Annotated in this window: 14 protein-coding genes; 8 read left to right on the forward strand and 6 right to left on the reverse strand. The window is 60.7% G+C overall.

Annotated elements, in window-relative coordinates:
• A complete protein-coding gene (locus QX034_RS04985) occupies positions 1-1,332 on the reverse strand; it encodes a sugar transporter (RefSeq protein ID WP_315765497.1) in 1,332 nt (443 codons plus the stop codon).
• A gap of 364 nt (positions 1,333-1,696) precedes the next feature.
• Here QX034_RS04985 and QX034_RS04990 point away from each other — a divergent pair, with 364 nt between their 5' ends.
• The 3 genes from QX034_RS04990 to QX034_RS05000 all read left to right on the forward strand — a co-directional run bounded on the left by QX034_RS04990 (position 1,697) and on the right by QX034_RS05000 (position 4,388).
• Positions 1,697-2,434 carry an ExeA family protein gene (locus QX034_RS04990; protein ID WP_315730634.1) on the forward strand — a complete coding sequence of 246 codons (738 nt, stop codon included), beginning with the start codon at positions 1,697-1,699 and terminating at the stop codon, positions 2,432-2,434.
• Positions 2,435-2,559: 125 nt separating this feature from the next.
• The gene (locus QX034_RS04995) at positions 2,560-3,138 is read left to right on the forward strand and encodes a polysaccharide biosynthesis/export family protein (RefSeq protein WP_315704745.1); all 579 of its coding nucleotides are present in this window, start codon (positions 2,560-2,562) and stop codon (positions 3,136-3,138) included.
• A gap of 110 nt (positions 3,139-3,248) precedes the next feature.
• Positions 3,249-4,388, forward strand: coding sequence for a hypothetical protein (locus QX034_RS05000; protein WP_315704746.1), 1,140 nt, complete (start codon positions 3,249-3,251; stop codon positions 4,386-4,388).
• Between the two features lie 254 nt (positions 4,389-4,642).
• Here the strand turns inward: QX034_RS05000 and QX034_RS05005 are convergent, their stop codons facing one another.
• Together QX034_RS05005 and QX034_RS05010 are read right to left on the reverse strand one after the other, a co-directional pair.
• Positions 4,643-7,018 (reverse strand): tetratricopeptide repeat protein, encoded by a 2,376-nt coding sequence (locus QX034_RS05005; protein WP_316195037.1) that lies wholly within the window; start codon positions 7,016-7,018, stop codon positions 4,643-4,645.
• Between the two features lie 17 nt (positions 7,019-7,035).
• A complete protein-coding gene (locus QX034_RS05010; protein WP_315704748.1) occupies positions 7,036-8,274 on the reverse strand; it encodes a WecB/TagA/CpsF family glycosyltransferase in 1,239 nt (412 codons plus the stop codon).
• Positions 8,275-8,480: 206 nt separating this feature from the next.
• Between QX034_RS05010 and QX034_RS05015 the strand changes: the two genes are divergently transcribed.
• The 4 genes from QX034_RS05015 (at position 8,481) to QX034_RS05030 (ending at position 11,987) form a co-directional block, all read left to right on the forward strand.
• On the forward strand, positions 8,481-9,089 hold the full coding sequence (locus tag QX034_RS05015; protein ID WP_315727670.1) for a serine acetyltransferase: 609 nt from the start codon (positions 8,481-8,483) through the stop codon (positions 9,087-9,089).
• Between the two features lie 85 nt (positions 9,090-9,174).
• Positions 9,175-9,693, forward strand: a complete 519-nt coding sequence (locus QX034_RS05020; protein ID WP_315704750.1) for a serine O-acetyltransferase — start codon at positions 9,175-9,177, stop codon at positions 9,691-9,693.
• Complete coding sequence (locus QX034_RS05025) at positions 9,693-10,682, forward strand: glycosyltransferase family 2 protein (protein ID WP_315704751.1); 990 nt, start codon at positions 9,693-9,695, stop codon at positions 10,680-10,682. Before QX034_RS05020 ends, QX034_RS05025 begins: the two co-directional genes overlap by 1 nt.
• Before the next feature lie 72 nt (positions 10,683-10,754).
• Complete coding sequence (locus QX034_RS05030) at positions 10,755-11,987, forward strand: glycosyltransferase (protein ID WP_315704752.1); 1,233 nt, start codon at positions 10,755-10,757, stop codon at positions 11,985-11,987.
• A gap of 75 nt (positions 11,988-12,062) precedes the next feature.
• Here QX034_RS05030 and QX034_RS05035 read toward each other — a convergent pair whose 3' ends face one another.
• Both QX034_RS05035 and QX034_RS05040 read right to left on the reverse strand, forming a co-directional pair.
• A complete protein-coding gene (locus QX034_RS05035) occupies positions 12,063-13,103 on the reverse strand; it encodes a glycosyltransferase family 61 protein (protein WP_315704753.1) in 1,041 nt (346 codons plus the stop codon).
• Positions 13,104-13,368: 265 nt separating this feature from the next.
• Positions 13,369-14,145, reverse strand: coding sequence for a class I SAM-dependent methyltransferase (locus QX034_RS05040; RefSeq protein ID WP_315704754.1), 777 nt, complete (start codon positions 14,143-14,145; stop codon positions 13,369-13,371).
• Between the two features lie 56 nt (positions 14,146-14,201).
• Between QX034_RS05040 and QX034_RS05045 the strand changes: the two genes are divergently transcribed.
• Positions 14,202-15,554 (forward strand): glycosyltransferase, encoded by a 1,353-nt coding sequence (locus QX034_RS05045; protein WP_315704755.1) that lies wholly within the window; start codon positions 14,202-14,204, stop codon positions 15,552-15,554.
• Here QX034_RS05045 and QX034_RS05050 read toward each other — a convergent pair.
• Positions 15,531-16,913 (reverse strand): oligosaccharide flippase family protein, encoded by a 1,383-nt coding sequence (locus QX034_RS05050; RefSeq protein ID WP_315704756.1) that lies wholly within the window; start codon positions 16,911-16,913, stop codon positions 15,531-15,533. The two genes, QX034_RS05045 and QX034_RS05050, sit on opposite strands and share 24 nt — an antisense overlap.
• Positions 16,914-16,936: the final 23 nt, after the last annotated feature.

The following is a 16,936-nucleotide window of genomic DNA, read 5'->3' on the forward strand; positions in this document are numbered from 1 at the left end:
CTATTTGAACAGACCTACCCTCGCCTTCGCAACCATGAGGTCGATCGGCAGGAAGAGATAGGCCGCGATCAAAGTCGCAGAAACCAGCGCAACCAGACCCAACAACAAGATCCGGATCCGCCATTGCTTCCGGCGCTGCTCGGCCGCCGTCTCGATATACGGAATCGATAAAACGAGCTGGCTATCCACCAGGCTGAAGATATCACTGGTGCGGCGGATCGACTTGTCCAGCATCTCGAAGACCATCGTCAGCCCGGCCCCCGCGGCCAAAGCGAGCAGAAGCGAGAGAGCTGCGAGCTTCGGGCGATTCGGCTTGATCGGCCGTTGCGGGACGGTTGGCTGCTCGATGACTTCGAGCTTCTCAGCCTGTTGATCCTTCTCGAGATTTTCGCCGAGCCGCGCTGCCGCCAACTTTGCCGTCGCGGCTTCCAGATTCTTCTGCAATGCATCCTGCTGCGCCAACAACGCCCCCAGCGTCGCGCCCTGGATGGTCTCCGCCTTTGCAACCGAAGCCGCCGCAGCCTCCAATGCCTGAATTTGCTTTTTCAAGGACTGAATCACGGGATGACGCTCGGAATAGAGCGCACTCTTCTGCACGAGTTCAGCCCTGAGTTGACTCAGCATGGTGGGCTGATCGGCCGCGGCTGAGGTCGGCCTCGACTGCCCGACCTTCAACTGGGCAATCTTCGTGTCGAGGGCAGCGTTGTCGGCCTGAAGCTTTTGGACCTCGCGCGCGAGGAACTTCGTGGTGTCGATCGCCCGGCTCGTGCGATCGCGCAGGTCCTCATTCAATATCCGCGTCATAAGTTCGTTGGCGACCTGGGCCGCAACGGCCGCATCGGAATATTCGAAGCCAACGGAAAACACGATGGTCGGAGGTTCCGAGGAGCGCCGCTGTTTGAAATCGAGATCCAGATCGACGGGAGCGATCTTCGTCTGCTTCTTCATCAGCTCGACGAGCTCGGTCACCGACATCAACGTTCGCTTACCCGGAAAGAGTTGGAACTTGTCTGCGATCGCGACCAGATTGTCGCGCGTCATCGTCCGCTGCTCGATCACCTGGATCCGCTCCTGGGCGGCACTGGTGATCGTGGGGCGTACCAGTTCGGTCGGAATCTGCTGCGATTGCACCAGGATCTTGCCTTCGGACAAATAGGTCGCGGGCCAAACGATGGCCACGGCGATCCCGAGGCTGCCGAAGACGAGGAACGGCACAAGGATCAAAGCCCAGCGGCGCTTCAGAACTTCCAGGTAAAAGCTTGCAGTCAGCAGGTAGCTGCGATCCTGCTCGTCCTCTTCGAAATCGTCCTCGTAATCAAGCTTCTTAAGCATGCTTCATGCCATGAATTGGCCAAAACGACCTGAATGGGAGCCTTTCCGAAATATAGCATCGCTTCAGATTTAATTGAGAGATTAATGCGCCTTGCCATCAAAAACCGTGCAAACCAGTGACGGCGTGGCCGGTGCGGCGTGCATCTTGCATTAATTTGCCGGAATTCGATACTTTTCCCAAGTTGCCTCTTTTAATTGCGCTATAATTGCGGCGGTCAGCTGCGAATTCCGCTATAGTCAATCGGAGTCCCAGCAAGGAATTTCGATGTACGAGGCATTCTATCAGCTCCGGGAGAAGCCCTTCACGATCCTGCCTGATCCCGATCTGATCTACTGGGGCAAAATCCATTCGATGGCGTTCACGATGCTGGAATTCGGCATCATGAACAATGCCGGGTTCACCGTAATTACCGGCGAAATCGGATCCGGAAAGACGACGCTGGTCCGTTATCTCCTGCGGCAGGTGACCCCGGGAATCACCATCGGCTTGATCTCCAGCGCTCCCCAGGGCCGCGAGGAACTGCTGCAGTGGATCCTGATGTCGCTCGGCCAGCCCTTCGAGGGCAGTTATCCAGCCCTGTTCAAGCGCCTGCAGGATTTTCTCCACGGACAGTTTGCAAGCCGCCGCCGGACCATTCTCATCATCGACGAAGCCCAGAACCTGGAGCCCGGGGCACTGGAACACCTGCGGATGTTGTCGAACATCAACTCCGACAAGTTCCAGATCCTGCAGTTGGTCCTCGTCGGGCAGCCTCAGTTGCGCGAGCTCCTGCAGAGCTCACAGCTGCACCAATTCGCACAGCGCATCTCGTCGGATTTCCACATACCGGCGCTCGATGACAACGAAGTCGCCTGCTACATCGACTTTCGCCTGAGAGCCGCAGGCTCGCCTCGACCACTCTTCACCTTGGATGCCTGCAGTCTGATCGCAAAGGCCAGCGGAGGTATTCCCCGGATGATCAACGTGCTGTGCGATATCGCGCTGGTCTACGGATTCGCAAACGAGAGGACCGTCATTACGGACCAATTGATCCAGGACGTCATTGCAGACAAGCAACAGTACAGTATTTTTCCGGTCAAGACGATCGCACGAGTTCCCTAAAACATTGGCTTCGCATTAATTCTTCATTTAAGAGTCCAACCGGTGGCGACACTGCGCTTTTAATTCGACCGCGCCGGGGACGCCACCAAAAATGCAGTAATATTCAATACTTAGGGCCTGCGAGCATGCGAACTCTGGTATTTATTTTTTGTCTGCTCGGTTTAATTTCCAGTGCCAAGGCGCAGGCACTGAAATCGGGCGACACCCTCGCCATTACGGTTTTGCAGGAGCCCAAGCTCGACCGAACGGTCGTGGTTGACCCGCTCGGCGAGATTGCCTTCCCGTTGGCAGGCCATGTCCGGGTGAGCGGCCTCACGCCTTTGGCAGTCGAGAATATCCTCAGGGCCAAGCTCCGGGCGAATTACAAGGATGGCGATCTCGATATCACGGTCGCGGTCGCCAATGCGGCGACCCCGGAGGAAGATCTGAAGCCGCGGGTTTACATCACCGGCGAGGTGCTCAAGCCCGGCTACTACGTCGTACGCCAACCGACGAACTTGATGCAGGCCATCGCACTGGCCGGGGGGCTTGGACCATACGCCGCCAAGCGGCACATTCAGATCAGGCGGCGCGAGGCCAGCGGTAACGAGGCGATCTTCGTATTCGATTATAAGGCCTACGAAGCCGGCGCCGCCGTCGAGGGCAACATCATGCTCCGCGCCGGCGACGTCATCATGGTTCCGGAACGAGGGCTGTTCGACTAGTTGAATTCGATCTCGCGTCGAGGCACAGCGCTGTGAAAAGGGCGGCCATAGCGGTCCCGGTCTGGCTCGGCTTGGCGGCATCACCGGCCCTTGCTGTGGACTGGTCGCTGATGACGTCCCAAAGCCAGACCGTCGAGCTCAACAGCAATCTCTTCTTGAACACGCCGCCCGCAGGTGTCGTCGGATCCTATTCACTGCTGTCGGCCCAAGCGGAAGCGCGGACCCCCATCACCAAATTCAATCTTGATGTGGACGGGTCCTATCGCAAGAACTGGGGACCGGCGGCGAACCTGCAGGCATCCGAGTTCATCAACTACGGCGTGAACGCCCGCTATGAGTTCAAGGAAAAGACGGCGTTCGATCGAGAATATGTCGAAACGAGCTGGCGGCAGCAGAGCACCGCGCTTGCGCTCCTGAGGGATCTCGGCGTCGCCACCAACGTCAACGGCTTTCTCGATCGCCTGACACTCGGCGGGGGGATCGACCGAACCTTGACTGCACTCGATTCGATCAGTCTCAGGGCATTCTCGACACGGACGAGCTACGAGCCCGCGACCGGCGGCACCCCCTTTACGGATACCCTTGCGACCGGCTTCTGGCGACACAATCTATCGCCGATCGCGGCCATGACGGCCTCGTCAGAGGCCGAATTTCTCAACTTCGACAACGCGTTCAACACGCGGATTCAGATCTATCGGAACCAGATCGGGACCGATCTCGCGCTATCGCCGCAGCTTTCTTTCCGCGGCAGCGTCGGGCCTGCCGTCACGTCCATCCAAGGCGGTGTGCCCGCGACCGGTCCGATCGTTCCCTTCGGAAGCACCAGCACCGACTGGATCGGTAATGCGGTCTTGACCTACAAGATGTTCCGAGACACGACCTTGATCGTCGCGGCCGACCAGTCGATATCGCCGAGCATCGTCGGCAGTCTCTTCAAGCGCGACTCGCTCACGACGACGCTGAACTACACGATCAACTCGCATTCATCGTTGTCCCTCTCGGCCAGCGGCAATCGCCAGGTGTCAACCACGACGACCGACTTCGCCTCGGCGTCAGCCGGCTACACCCACGAGTTCACACGGGAATGGAACGCCCAACTATCCTACCGCTACCTGCACCGCTTCTCGAGTTCCGGGACCACGATCTTTGATCCGATCACCGGCCTCCCCACCGTCACCGGCTTGGGCGCCGCCGACTCGCACTCCATCCTGATGGTGGTAACCCATAGCTATATGGTGCTTCCGCCGTAGCGCCGGATGACGTGCCCCCCCGCGCGAGGGCCACGGCGAAACGCAACCCACGAGGCTTGGCCGTCGTCCCTGGACGGCCGACGCGACAATCCTCAAGTTCGACGCGACGGAGTGGGGTCGGCCTTCGTTGCGATCGCCGGCAGGGCGGAAAACCCGGGCCATCGCTCGACCGTGTAAGAGGCCGCCCCGCTGACTACGGCACGAGCAGGCCTTGCGAAGTACCGGCCGCCATGGGCGAACAGCCGGCGGCAGGCCTATTGGATCGCGGTGCGGATGCGGTCCTTCAGCTCGGTCCCGTCCGGCTCGAGGTTCAGAGCGGTCTTCAGCTGATCGGCGGCCTTGTCGGCCTGCCCTGCTGCCTTGTAGCTCATGCCGAGATGATAGCGCGCCACAGCCAGATTGGGGACTGCCGCGACGACATCCTCAAGCGTTGCAATCGCGCTCTTGTAATCTCCGCTGCGGTATTGAGCCCATCCCAGCGTATCCTTCAGAGACGGCAGCGCGGTCCCCTTCAGCGACTGCGACAGCGTGACGGCCCGATCAAGGCTCTGCTGGTCCGTGCGGTAATCCAGCAACAGGCTGACCAGATTATTGGTCGCAACGACGGACGTCGGCTGATCGCGCAAGATCGCTTCGTATTGGGCGATGGCGGCTTCATAGTCCGGCCTCAGCAGCTTCACGCCAGCCAGAGCGAGACGGAAGTTGAGATTATCAGGCATCTGTTTGAGCGCTGCCTGAATGACCTCTTCGGCCGCGTCGTATTTCTTCTGGGAGTCGTAGAGGTCGGACAGAGCCGTGTAGCCGGCGGCGTCCTTCGGCTGCCTGGCGATCGCCTCCTTGAAATGGTTGATCGCATCTCGTTCCTTGTTCTGAGCGAGCTCGACCTTCCCCAGCATCACGAGCAGCTGCGCATTATCGGGGTTTTTCTGCCGGGCTTCGCTCAACACGGCAAGTGCCTTGTCGAAGTTCTTAGCCCTGGCGTAGGCCGAAACCAACGCCACCAGCGGAGCCACCGCATCCGGTGACGCTCGCCGGGCTTGTTCCAGCGCGGCAACGCTTTCCTCGATCTTGTTCTGGCCGGCGAGCGCAGAAGCGCGAACTTCGTCGGCCAACACGCTGCCGCCGTTGACGTGGCCGATGGTCTCGGCCAGCGCCATGGCACCAGCCCAGTTTTGGCGCGCCAGCCTGATCTGGGCCAATGACGACAGCACCTGCAGATTGCCGGGTGTCCGCCCGGCGGCCTCGGCCAGGATGTCCTCCGCACGCGAAAGATCCTTCCTTCGCTGCAGGAACGCGACATAACGAAGCACCACTTCCGGATTGAATTCGGAAGACCGCAGCGCATCGGCATATTGCCGATCCGCAAGTTCGTTCTTGTCCCCCCGCTCATAGGCGAGCGCCAGCGCCATCAGGAGGTCGACCGATTTCGGCTCATCGTTGAGCGCTTCGCGCAGATCAGCGACCGCACTGTCGAACTGTCCCCTGCTGACGGCGATACCGGCCCGTAGGCGCAGGGCGCCCGAATTGCGCCGGTCCTTGGCCAGGATACCGGCGATCAGCGGCTCCGCGGCAGCCAGATTGGACTTGGCGACGTACATCTCCGCGAGCTTGACCTGCGCTGAGAGCTTCCGCTCCGGGGGCGAGGCATTGGCGGCCAGCGCTTGCAGCGCCTGGACCGCATCCGCAGCGTTACCTTGGGCAAAATTGAGCTCCGCCAGGGCAAGCTGGTAGTCGAAAACCTCACCGCCTGCCTTGATGCGGCTTTCCAGCTCGCTGCGAGCCGCATCGGGACCGCGTGCGCTCGCCAGGAACCGCACCAATTCGAGCTCAAACTTGCTATCACCCGGATGGGCCGTGGCCCGCGTCCGCAACACCTTCTCGGCATCGTCGAACCGACGCTGGCTGAGCAGGAAGCGGAGCCAAGACTCCTGATAGGTCTCCGGATCGAGTGTCACGAGCGTCTTCAGGAGACCTTCGACTTGTTTCAGGTCTCCCTTTTTCTCGAAGGCCTGCGCTCGTAGAACGGTGACGCGCGCTTCGTCCGCCGGCGTCACCTTGACGGCCCCAAGCAACTTCAGGGCGCCATCGGCATCGCCGTCGGACAATGCCTTGGCCGCCAGCAGGGTCAAGGCCTCGGAATTGGAGGCATCGATCTCGACCGCGCGGCGCGCCTCGCGCACAGCGCCCTGCGTGTCCTTGTTCCGCAACAGCGCGATGGCTCTGACGGCGTGCAATTCGCTGTTCGGCTTGTCGCCTTCCGTGGCGACGTCGAGGACCTTGAGCGCAGCCTCGGCCGCTCCGCCGGACACCATAATCCGCACCAGCTTCAGACGTGCGCCGAGATCGTTCGGGTCGAGCTCGACGATACGGCGGAGATCGAGAAAGAGCGACTGGGCTTTGGTGCGCTCGTCGATCCCAGCCAAAGCACGCCAGACCTCGACCTTGTCGCTCTTGTATTTGACCGCCTTCAACAGTTCCACGCGGGCATTGAGGTCGTCCTGCTTTTCGATCAAAGCCATGCCGCTTTGATAGTAGGCCTGCGCCTTCTCCTCCGGCGAACCACAGCCGGATAGCAGCAGGCTCGACAGAACGATCGATGCCGCGGTCGCAAGCCACCTGCTCGTACTCATTGGAAGCCGACGCAACATCATCTGCATACCTCGAACTCAAGATCTGGTACTGCCACACCCGTCTGCGACAGAAGAAACTCGAACCTGTTCAGCCTGAATAACCGCCTCATCCCGCGCCTCAGCCCGGTGAAGTCGAGTCGGTTGCCACCTTCGGAGAGGGCCTGCCGCAGCGTCAGCAAAAGTCCGAAGAAACGAGCATCGATCCGGCGCGCCTCAGACAGATCAATCGATATCGATTTTCCTGCGGCCAGTGCCGTCCGGAACTGGAGGATCGCGCCATCGACATGCGCGGCGGTGGCGTCGCCGGCGAGGCGCACCACGACCGAATCGGCGTTCTCCGCAACGGAGATCCTCAAGGCGTCCTGCGATCGGCGCGAACGAAGTGCTTCCAACATCAACGGCAGCACCGAGCCGGCGAGGAGGCCGAGCAGCGCCCTGCCATCGTTGAAGTAGCGGCGCCAGAGATAAGGCTCCTCCTTGATCCGCCATAACCACTCAAGGCCATTACGCCGCATGAATCGCGGCGCTCGCCTGACTCGTCCGGCCTCGAAATTGATGGTCGCGCCGAACTGGGCCCGGATCGGCGGACGCAACCGTTGCGCGTTGTGCATCAGCCAGCCCTGCGCCTTTTCCGCGCCGAAGAACACCGCGAGCAGGTCGGCGGGATTTTCGTTGATCTGGTCCAGCACGGCCGGGGCGCTGATCTCCTCGATGGAGCCATAGCCCGGGTTGAGCGCGCCGACACAACGCAGGCCGCACTGCTCCGCGTTGAGCTTGTCGCGGACTTCCGCAGCGACCCCCTCCGCGCCGCCCACCAGAAACACCCGCAACGGCCGTTCACTGCTGACCGCCGACTTCAGTCGGCTGAACAGGTCGGCTCCTGCAATCCGCTCCGGCAGCGGAATCCCCAGCAGCCTCGCAATCCAGATCAGCGGCATGCCGTCGGCGAGGCAGAGATGGCTGCACAGGAGCGATTCCCGGAAGGCGGCACTCTCCTGGCTCTTCACCAGAAAATTCACGTTCGGCGTCGAAATCAGAAACGGCGCCCCACGGTCCGCAGCGTCCTGGATGGCACCCAGCAGGATGGTAAAGCTGATCGCGTCGATGGGGATTCCCAGCAGGCCGTAGACGTTACGCGAGAGATGATCGTTCCTGTCGTCCTGCGCCGGGGTCGACTGCGCCTCGTCCTGAAATGCAGGCTGCGTTCGCGCCGCCGTCGCTAACCCAGCACCACGACCGAAACGCAAGGTTTTCACGACAACGCCTCGAACTAAAACAATTATACCAATATCGACGATAACGGCCCGATGCCTCCCGCCTTTAAATTTAGTTTAACGCAGAATACAAGGGCGGTAAATTCGATTTAATCCATTTAATTTGCGGCGCAGCGTGGCAAACCAGTCACATCACCCAAGGGCATCCTGTCCCGCTATATCCACTCCCGGCAGCCGCCCGTCTCCCAATGACCGTGGCCGACCGGCTGGCAGAGAGCAGAAATGTGCTATTCGGATCGTCGCGGCGCGCCGCGCACCCGCCAACCGGCATTCCCCATTCGGCCACCTGGCCCTTCAATATGATGGATCGGACGTTACCCGAGATCAGCGCGGACATTGCGGACTGGAGCCGCGAACAGCCGCGGCAATTATGGGATCCGGGACGAAAGCTGCTGCTGGCCATTCGCAACTACCAGGCCTGGCGCGCGCGGCGTGGGCTGTTGCCGAAACTGCTCTGCAAGCTGGCCGTCCTTCGCCATCGCTTCTGGAGCGTCGTCACCGGCGCCGATATTCCGCTGACCTGCAGGATCGGCGGCGGCCTTTTGATCCCCCACCCGAACGGCATCGTCATCCATCCCGCAGCCGAGATCGGGGTCAATTGCCTGATCTTCCAGCAGGTGACGATCGGCAGCCGCGAGGGCCCCGGCGTGCCGCTTATCGGCGGCCACGTGGATATCGGCGCCGGAGCCAAGATTCTGGGTGCCTTGACCATCGGCAACCATGCACGGATCGGCGCCAATGCCGTGGTCATCACCGACGTTGGGCCAGGCCAGACGGCCGTCGGACTGATCCGTTGACGACGCGGAGCCACGCGTTGCAGGAGCGCCATGCGAAATGAGCGATTTGACCCGAAGCAAACCGGACCAGCGAAATCAATCATCCATGTTTGAGAACATCCGCGCTGATTTTGCCGCGCATGGGCGCAACTGGGGCGCACAGGGACTTTGGGTCATGGCCGTCTACCGCTTCGGCCGGTGGCGTTACGGCATTCGATCTCCGCTGCTGCGCAAGCCCTGCTCGCTGCTTTACAAGTTCATGTTCAAGCTGGTTCAGATCCTGACCGGCATCGAGCTGCCGTGCGAGGCGGTGGTCGGCCGCAATTTCGTGATCGATCATTTCGGCGGCATCATCATCAGCGGCTACGCACGGTTCGGCGACGATTGTCGGATCCGCAACGGCGTCGTCGTGGGGCTGCGCCGCGTCGATGAGCCCGCCGCCCCCGTCATCGGCAACAATGTCGACATTGGCGCGGGCGCCAAGTTGCTCGGGCCGATCACGATCGGCGACAACGCGATCATCGGCGCCAACGCCGTGGTCTTGCAGGACGTCCCCGAGAACTGCATTGCGGTCGGCGTTCCCGCCGTCATCAAGCCGCGATCGCGCGGCGCCGAGGAAGCATGATGCCGGCCGTCTGCAAGCCGCCCGCCTATGGCGTGGTCGCGATCGGTCGCAACGAGGGTGAGCGGCTCAAGCGCTGCCTCTCGTCGGTGTCGGACGCGGCGCTGACGGTCTATGTCGACTCCGGCTCGAGCGATGGATCGATGGAATGGGCGACGAGCCGCGGCATTGAGGTGGTGGAGCTCGACACCGCGGCGAGCTTCACCGCGGCGCGTGCGCGCAACGCCGGCTTCGCCCGCCTGATGGAGCTGGCGCCTGATCTGCTCTATGTGCAGTTCGTCGATGGCGATTGCGAGATGATCTCGGACTGGCCGGCGCAGGCAATCGAATTCCTCGCTTGCCACGCGAGAGCTGCGGTCGTTTTCGGCCGGCGCCGCGAGCGCCACCCCGAACGGTCACCGTACAACTGGCTGTGCGACCAGGAATGGTCCGGGCAGCCCGGCGAGGTGCGTTATTGCGGCGGCGACATCATGGCACGGACCGAAGCCTTGCGCGCCCTCGGCGGCTATCGCGACACGATGATCGCCGGCGAAGAGCCCGAACTGTGTGTGAGGCTGCGGGCGGCCGGTTGGTCAATCTGGCGGATCGAACAGGAGATGACGCGGCACGATGCCAACCTGCTGCGCTTCGGGCAATGGTGGCGCCGCACCTTGCGCAGCGGCTATGCCTTCGCCGAGGGCAGCCATCTGCATGGTGCGCCCCCGGAGCGCTTCTGGGTGTGGGAAAGCCGCCGCGCGCTGATCTGGGGTCTCGGACTGCCGCTGGCGGTCCTGGCAACCTTGGCCGCGATCGGCCCCATCGGCCTCGCGCTGCTGCTGCTTCTGCCGCTGCAAGTGCTGCGGCAGACCCTGCGCGGCTCAGGCCCGTGGCAGGAGCGCTTCAAGCTCGCTCTGTTTCAACTGATGGCGCGTTTTCCCGAGGCAATCGGGCAGATGAAATTTCGGGTAAACCGTTTGAACTGCAGCAGCCAGGAGATCATCGAATACAAGTGAGGCCTGATCGAACCGGGCGAACCTACCCACATTAATCTCCACTTGGCATCTGCCCCTCCTGACATCGTCGACATGATGGCAAACGAAAGCATTCTCCTTGTGCTGCCGCTACGGGCGTACAACGTTCACGGCAGGATCTTTACCGATGATCAGGCGTGCAATGGCCTGCTGAGGTGGCTGGACAACTTCCAAACCGTCACTCTGGCATGCCCCACCATCGTTGCAAGCGAGGCACCAGCCGATACCCTGCCAATCGATTCCCTGCCGACGCAAGGTCGATTTTGCTTCCATGCATTACCCTATGCATATTCACCCGGCACGTTCGCCCGCGCCCTCCTGCCGACGATGTCCCGGCTGCGGACCCTGATTGCGGAATCGAATTACCTGCACTTTGCGATCGGCGGTTTCTGGGGGGACTGGGGCTCTTTTTCATGTGTGCTCGCAAGCCGCATGCAGCGCCCCTACGCCGTCTGGACTGATCGGGTGGAGTCTGACGTCATCCGTTTTCAGGCCTCATCAAAGAGCGGCCTGAGGCGCCTGTATGGGCAGATGAATGCGATCCTAACTCAGCTCCTGGAACGGTCCGTCATCAGGCGAGCTGGCCTCGGCCTGTTTCACGGCATGGATTGCTACAACGCCTACTCTCGCTTTTCGACGAACCCGCAGCTGGTTGACGACGTACACCTTGGTACGGACGCTCATATCTCCGAAGCCGAACTCTCCACACGGCTGGCGAGGCAATCATTACGCCATTTCGTTTACGCCGGGCGCGCACATCGAGACAAAGGCATCCATGATTGGATCGCGGTCTTCGCCACGCTCGCGCAGAAACGGCAAGATTTTCGCGCCACCTGGTTTGGCAGCGGCCCCGATCTGGAGGCTGCCCGAGCGGAGGTCAAAAGACGGTCTCTCGATGCGGTCATCCGCTTCGAGGGATCGATCTCCCATAACGACCTGCTGAGTGCGCTCAAGAACGCCGACGCTTTCGTGTTCTGTCACAAGACCCGGGAATCGCCTCGATGCCTGATCGAAGCCCTGGCATGCGGCCTTCCCCTGGTCGGATATCGCTCGGATTACGCGTCCCAACTCGTTGCCGAACATCACGGTGGACTGTTGATTTCGCCGGATGACGTCGTCTCTCTGGCCGCCGCGGTCGAGACATTGTTCGATGACTCGACCCTGCATTTGCGTTCAAGGGCAGCTGCGCGCGACGGCTCGCTATTCTCGACCGAGGCCATCTTCAAGCACCGCTCTGATCTGATGAAGCGGTTGATACCCATATTGTTGGAGGCTCGCGACAGTTAGCGACCTAGGCGTCGCCGGCGGCTTACAGCTAGAACCACTGACGCGCGCTTTCAACAATCCGGGGCTGCGCAGAACCTATGCCAAGCCGCTCAGGACCAGATCGGCCGTTCTGAGGATCTCCTCGGGGTGGAAGACATACGCCGCTCGGTCTACCTCGCCCACGACGAAGCCGAGACCGACGCCGACGCATTCGGTCCAATGTCGGTGGATCGCCGTAAACCGGTCTGCCGGCTGCAGGAGCACCAATCCGCATCCCGGATCGAGCGTAAAGGTACAGTGCGCGACATGACTGCCCTCCATCGAGATCACCAGCTTGGCCCGCTGGAGCGTAGGGATTATCTCGCTGAGCGGCCCAGCGACGTCGACGATCTCGAATCCGTTCCGCTGGAGAGCATTGATGAGTTCTGGCTCATCCTTCACGACGCGGGCCGCTCCGGTGTTGCCACGGCGAAGATAGATCAACTTGTCGCGCCTCAAAGGCGGTGGGAACGACTCCGCCAGCCGCTGCGACAGTATCCTGTAGCGCTGGTGCTTCAGGCTGTTCTGCGCGAAATCCTGATAGATCGTCAGCTCGCCGAAAACCGCATATTCCATCGGCGTCCACGCCTGCCGCAAACACGACGCATAGGGCGGAAGATGTTCGAACGCCGATGGTCTGAACACGCAGATCGGATGGCCCGCCTGCTCGGCGAGCAAATATTGGCAACAATCGTCCCGCAGCCAATGGCCGAAATAGGTGTAGCCGACCGCGCTCGATGCCAGGGCCCCCTTGCGGATGTGGCGAACCTGTCCCGCCCGTCCTGTACGCCGGCCGATAAAGTGTCGCATATTCTTCGCATAGATCGACCCGTCGTGAAGCACGGCATCGCGCAGGTGATATGCGATCGTCGGCGCATGCGTGTAGCGCACCGCGAGCATGCTCTCAATCTCGACGCTCAGCGGGTTGTGGCCTGTGCTCGCGGTAAGGCGGTCAAGTTGACCCGCGAGGTACACCGGCGGCCGGGTCGCGGCGATCTCTTCCGGGCAGAGGACCTCACGATCCACCGCAGCCGACTCCGCCGTTCCGGGGCCTTGAAACACCCGCCGCACCAGCCGACCATACGGCGCAGCCGCCACCGCTGGAGAAAGGTGCAGATTTCTACGGAACATGCAGTTTTACACACTAAATTACAAGCATCGATTAGTCATGATTTTTATAAGCAACGAAGAGGATATTTAATATGCAAACTCTGCAATAATCGATTCATCCACGACAGATTTCGTCGACGCCACGTTTTTTTCGATTTCAGCGGTTGAACATTGTTTCGGCCTGATAATCGTTGATGGGCTTAAACGAAAGGCAAAGCCGGTATCTGACGTGTCTCCGGCGTAGAACTCCGCCTCAACTCCTCAGGGGCTGCGCGGCAGCCACCAATCCGTCGCGCCAAATGGGACGAAGGCTCAAGGGCGCCAAAAGTCTACGAGCGAGGCGAGCCTTCGGAGAATGGCCCACCCGACCCAAATCGTCGTGCTCAAGAAAGACGACGTCGAAACCTGCGCGATCAAGCTGCCACCGCAAATGATCCGCCGAATATTCGATCTGGTGCCCCAGCCCTTGCCCCGGCTGCGGCAACATGAAGCGGTCCAAGAACTCTATGCCAAGAGCCATCCTGATCAGATTGCGCATCCTGAACAGATTCGGCGTCGTCAGAAAGAGAAAGCCATTCGGTTTGAGTAGCCGCTTAAGACGATCAAAGATCACATAGGCAGGCAGAGGGAGATGCTCGACCACCTCCAGCAGAACGATCGCATCATATTCATCGTCGGAGCTCTGGGCCCGCTCGTCCATCAGGTTGAACTCGACGAACTCCAAACCAGCTTTCAGAATCGGTTCGACGTACCGGTCTGATACGTCCCCGACCACACAACGATCTTCAAACAAGGCCTTACAAAGAAGCGCCATCTGTCCTCCGCCGATCTCGAGGATCCGAGCCGGCCGGGGCAACGGCAGTTTCAACAACGCATTCAGCGATCGCCAATATCGCTCGCGATCGTTGACATAGTACTCGTCTTTCTCGAAAAAGCCGGCTCCAACGATCGAGCTGTCATACAGCGCGTCAAAACGTTGCCTGAGACTCTTGATCGCATGGCGGCCCGTTTGAATCCTCGGTTCGTACATTTTACTGGGTTTATCCCCATCGAAAGTTCGCGTTCAGCCCTTGAGAGTACCTGCGAATGAATGAATTCGCCAATATTAAACCCACTGCTCTCGGCAAGGTGCTGCTGCTGGCCGAAACGGCCAATCCTGAATGGACGAGTGTGCCACTGATCGGCTGGAGCTTGTGCAAGGCCCTGTCTGACCGGCTCGACACCCACATCGTAACCCAGGTGCGCAACCGCGCAGCTTTTCTTCGTGCCGGACTGAGGGAAGGAGAGGATTTCACCGTCATAGACAATGACGCCTACGCAGCTTCGTTCTGGCGCATGGCCGATCGATTGAAGGGCGGCTCCGGCAAGGGTTGGACGATGTCGACGGCCTTTGCATCCCTCGCCTATTATACGTTCGAGCAACAGGTGTGGTCTCGCTTCAAGACCCGGCTGCTCGCGGGCGAATTTGCCCTCGTCCACCGCGTGACGCCGGTCAGCCCCACCAGCCAGAGCTTGATCGCTCCGCGCCTTGCTCGGGCCGGCATTCCCTTCATCATCGGGCCGCTGAATGGCGGTATTCCGTGGCCGCCACATTTCAAACACCGACAGATGGCCGAGCGCGACTGGCTGTCGGATCTACGCGCTCTCTATCGCCTCATGCCGTTCTTTCACGCGACCCGGCGCTCGGCCGCAGCCATCCTATGCGGATCGAGACACACGCTGGATGAGATGCCCTCAGCGGTCAAAAGCAGATGTATTTATCTGCCGGAGAACGGCGTCGACCTCGCGAAATTTCCGCTCGGTCAACGCCGCCCGCAGTTGCCGCTTCAGGCGGCCTTCGTCGGCCGTCTGGTCCCTTACAAGGGTGCAGATCTGCTGTTACGCGCCGCTCGCGCACAGTTGCGAGCCGGTCGGCTTCATCTCCATATCGTCGGCGACGGCCCCCAGATGCCCGATTTGCGCCGGTTGACGGCAGAGCTCGGCATCGACTCCCGCGTGACGTTCCATGGCTGGGTGCCGCATCACGCCATCCATGACATTCTTGGCCGCTGCGACTTCACGGCGCTGCCAAGCATTCGCGAATTCGGCGGCGGAGTGGTGCTCGAATCGCTCGCTATGGGCCTGCCCGCCATTGTTGCCGACTATGGTGGGCCCGCGGAATTGATCGATTCCTCTCGTGGCGTTCGTGTCCCGTTCACCGACGAACAGAGCCTTTTGAGCGGCCTTACATCGGCAATCAACCGATGGGTCGACGTTCCTACTCTGCTTGCGCCACTCGGGGCTTCCGGCCGCGCCTTCGTCGAAACAAACCTGACCTGGGAGGCCAAGGCCGCGCAGGTCGAAACAATCTACTATGCTGTTCTCGACGGAAGCCGCACGCTGACTGACATCAGCATTTTCGCTCCAGCCCCTCTGTCAGCCACCGTAGGCGAGCGATAGGGGCCAGCCGGCCAAGCAGCCCAACGGCCAAGCCAGCAGCAACAGCGCTTCATAGGCAAAGCTATTCAGCTTGAACTGGCGGTTGAGGTAAAAGGTGAGGAGCGCGGCAGGCAGCATCTGAATGGCAACGCCCAGGAGAGCCCCATCCACTCCCCACAGAACGTAGAGCGACGGCACGATCACGAACAGAGAGGCCAGCCTGACCGCAGTCAGCAGCGTCACGTATTGGGGCCGCCCCAAGGCCAGATACACATTCGACGCCAACCCATAGCGCGACAGTAACAAACCGAAGGACAATAGCTGCAGGACGTGGCCTGCAGAAGCATAACGTATGTCATACATCAGATGGATGATCGCCGGCCCAGCAGCAAAGAAGAAGCCGGCAAGGCCGATTCCCGTGAGGTCCATCATCCAGCGCATGCGCCAATAGATCTCGCGAAGCCGATGCGGCTGGTCGCGCCAGATCTCGCTTAACGCAGGCAGAGAAATTCCGCCCTGCAACCGCCCGATCACGCCGTCGGGGATCCCGGCGATATTGTTCGCAATCGAAAAATAGCCCAGGACCGTGGGACTGACCAAGGCAGCCAGCAGCAGGCGATCACCATTTAGTCCCAAAGCGCCAACCGCAGATGAGACGAACACCCATTTGCCGAAGCGCTTCAACTCGGCAGCGGCTTCCTGATGCCAGCCGAACCGCGCCTGTCGGCCGGGCAGCCAGACGTAGCTCAGCGCCGTGTTGAATGCCGCTCCGGCAAGGCCGCCAATGACGTAGGCCCAGATCGATCGAGTCATCAGGGCAAGAATGATCACGACCAGGAGACTGCCAAGCTGTGCGACCAGCTCAATCAGCGTGAGTCGACCGAGATTCAAGGCACGACCAGCGACGATCGCGTTGATCGACTGAAAACCGAGGATCACGCTGGCGAAGCTGCTGACGAGGACTAGCGCAGGCAGTTGCGACTCCGCATAAGTCGAATTCGCCGGCACAACCCCCGCCCGCTGAACCATGAAGGCCAAGGCGGCAAGGAGAGCTGCCACGCCGAAGACCACTCCTCCCCGGATCACCTGCAGCGTCCAGGCCGTATCCTGAAATTCCGGTTTGTCGCCATTCGCGCTCCGCACAACCGCGGGCCGCAGGCCGATGTCGGTCAAGAGTGCCACGACGACCTGAACTGTCGTGACGATAGCCAAAATTCCAAATACATCGGGAGACAACAGCCGCGTGAGTATGATCGTTGCAGCCAGCCGTAGTGCCAGCGAGGCAAAATGCCCAACCACGGCAATGCTCGCAGCCCGAACAGCACGCACTTTGAGTGACTGAGCCTCGGTCACCCAATAATTCAAGTTGAACCGCAGCATCAGGACTCGTGGCTCTGGAGGGG

The sequence above is a fragment of the Bradyrhizobium sp. SZCCHNR3119 genome (assembly GCF_032487775.1).
GTDB lineage: Bacteria > Pseudomonadota > Alphaproteobacteria > Rhizobiales > Xanthobacteraceae > Bradyrhizobium.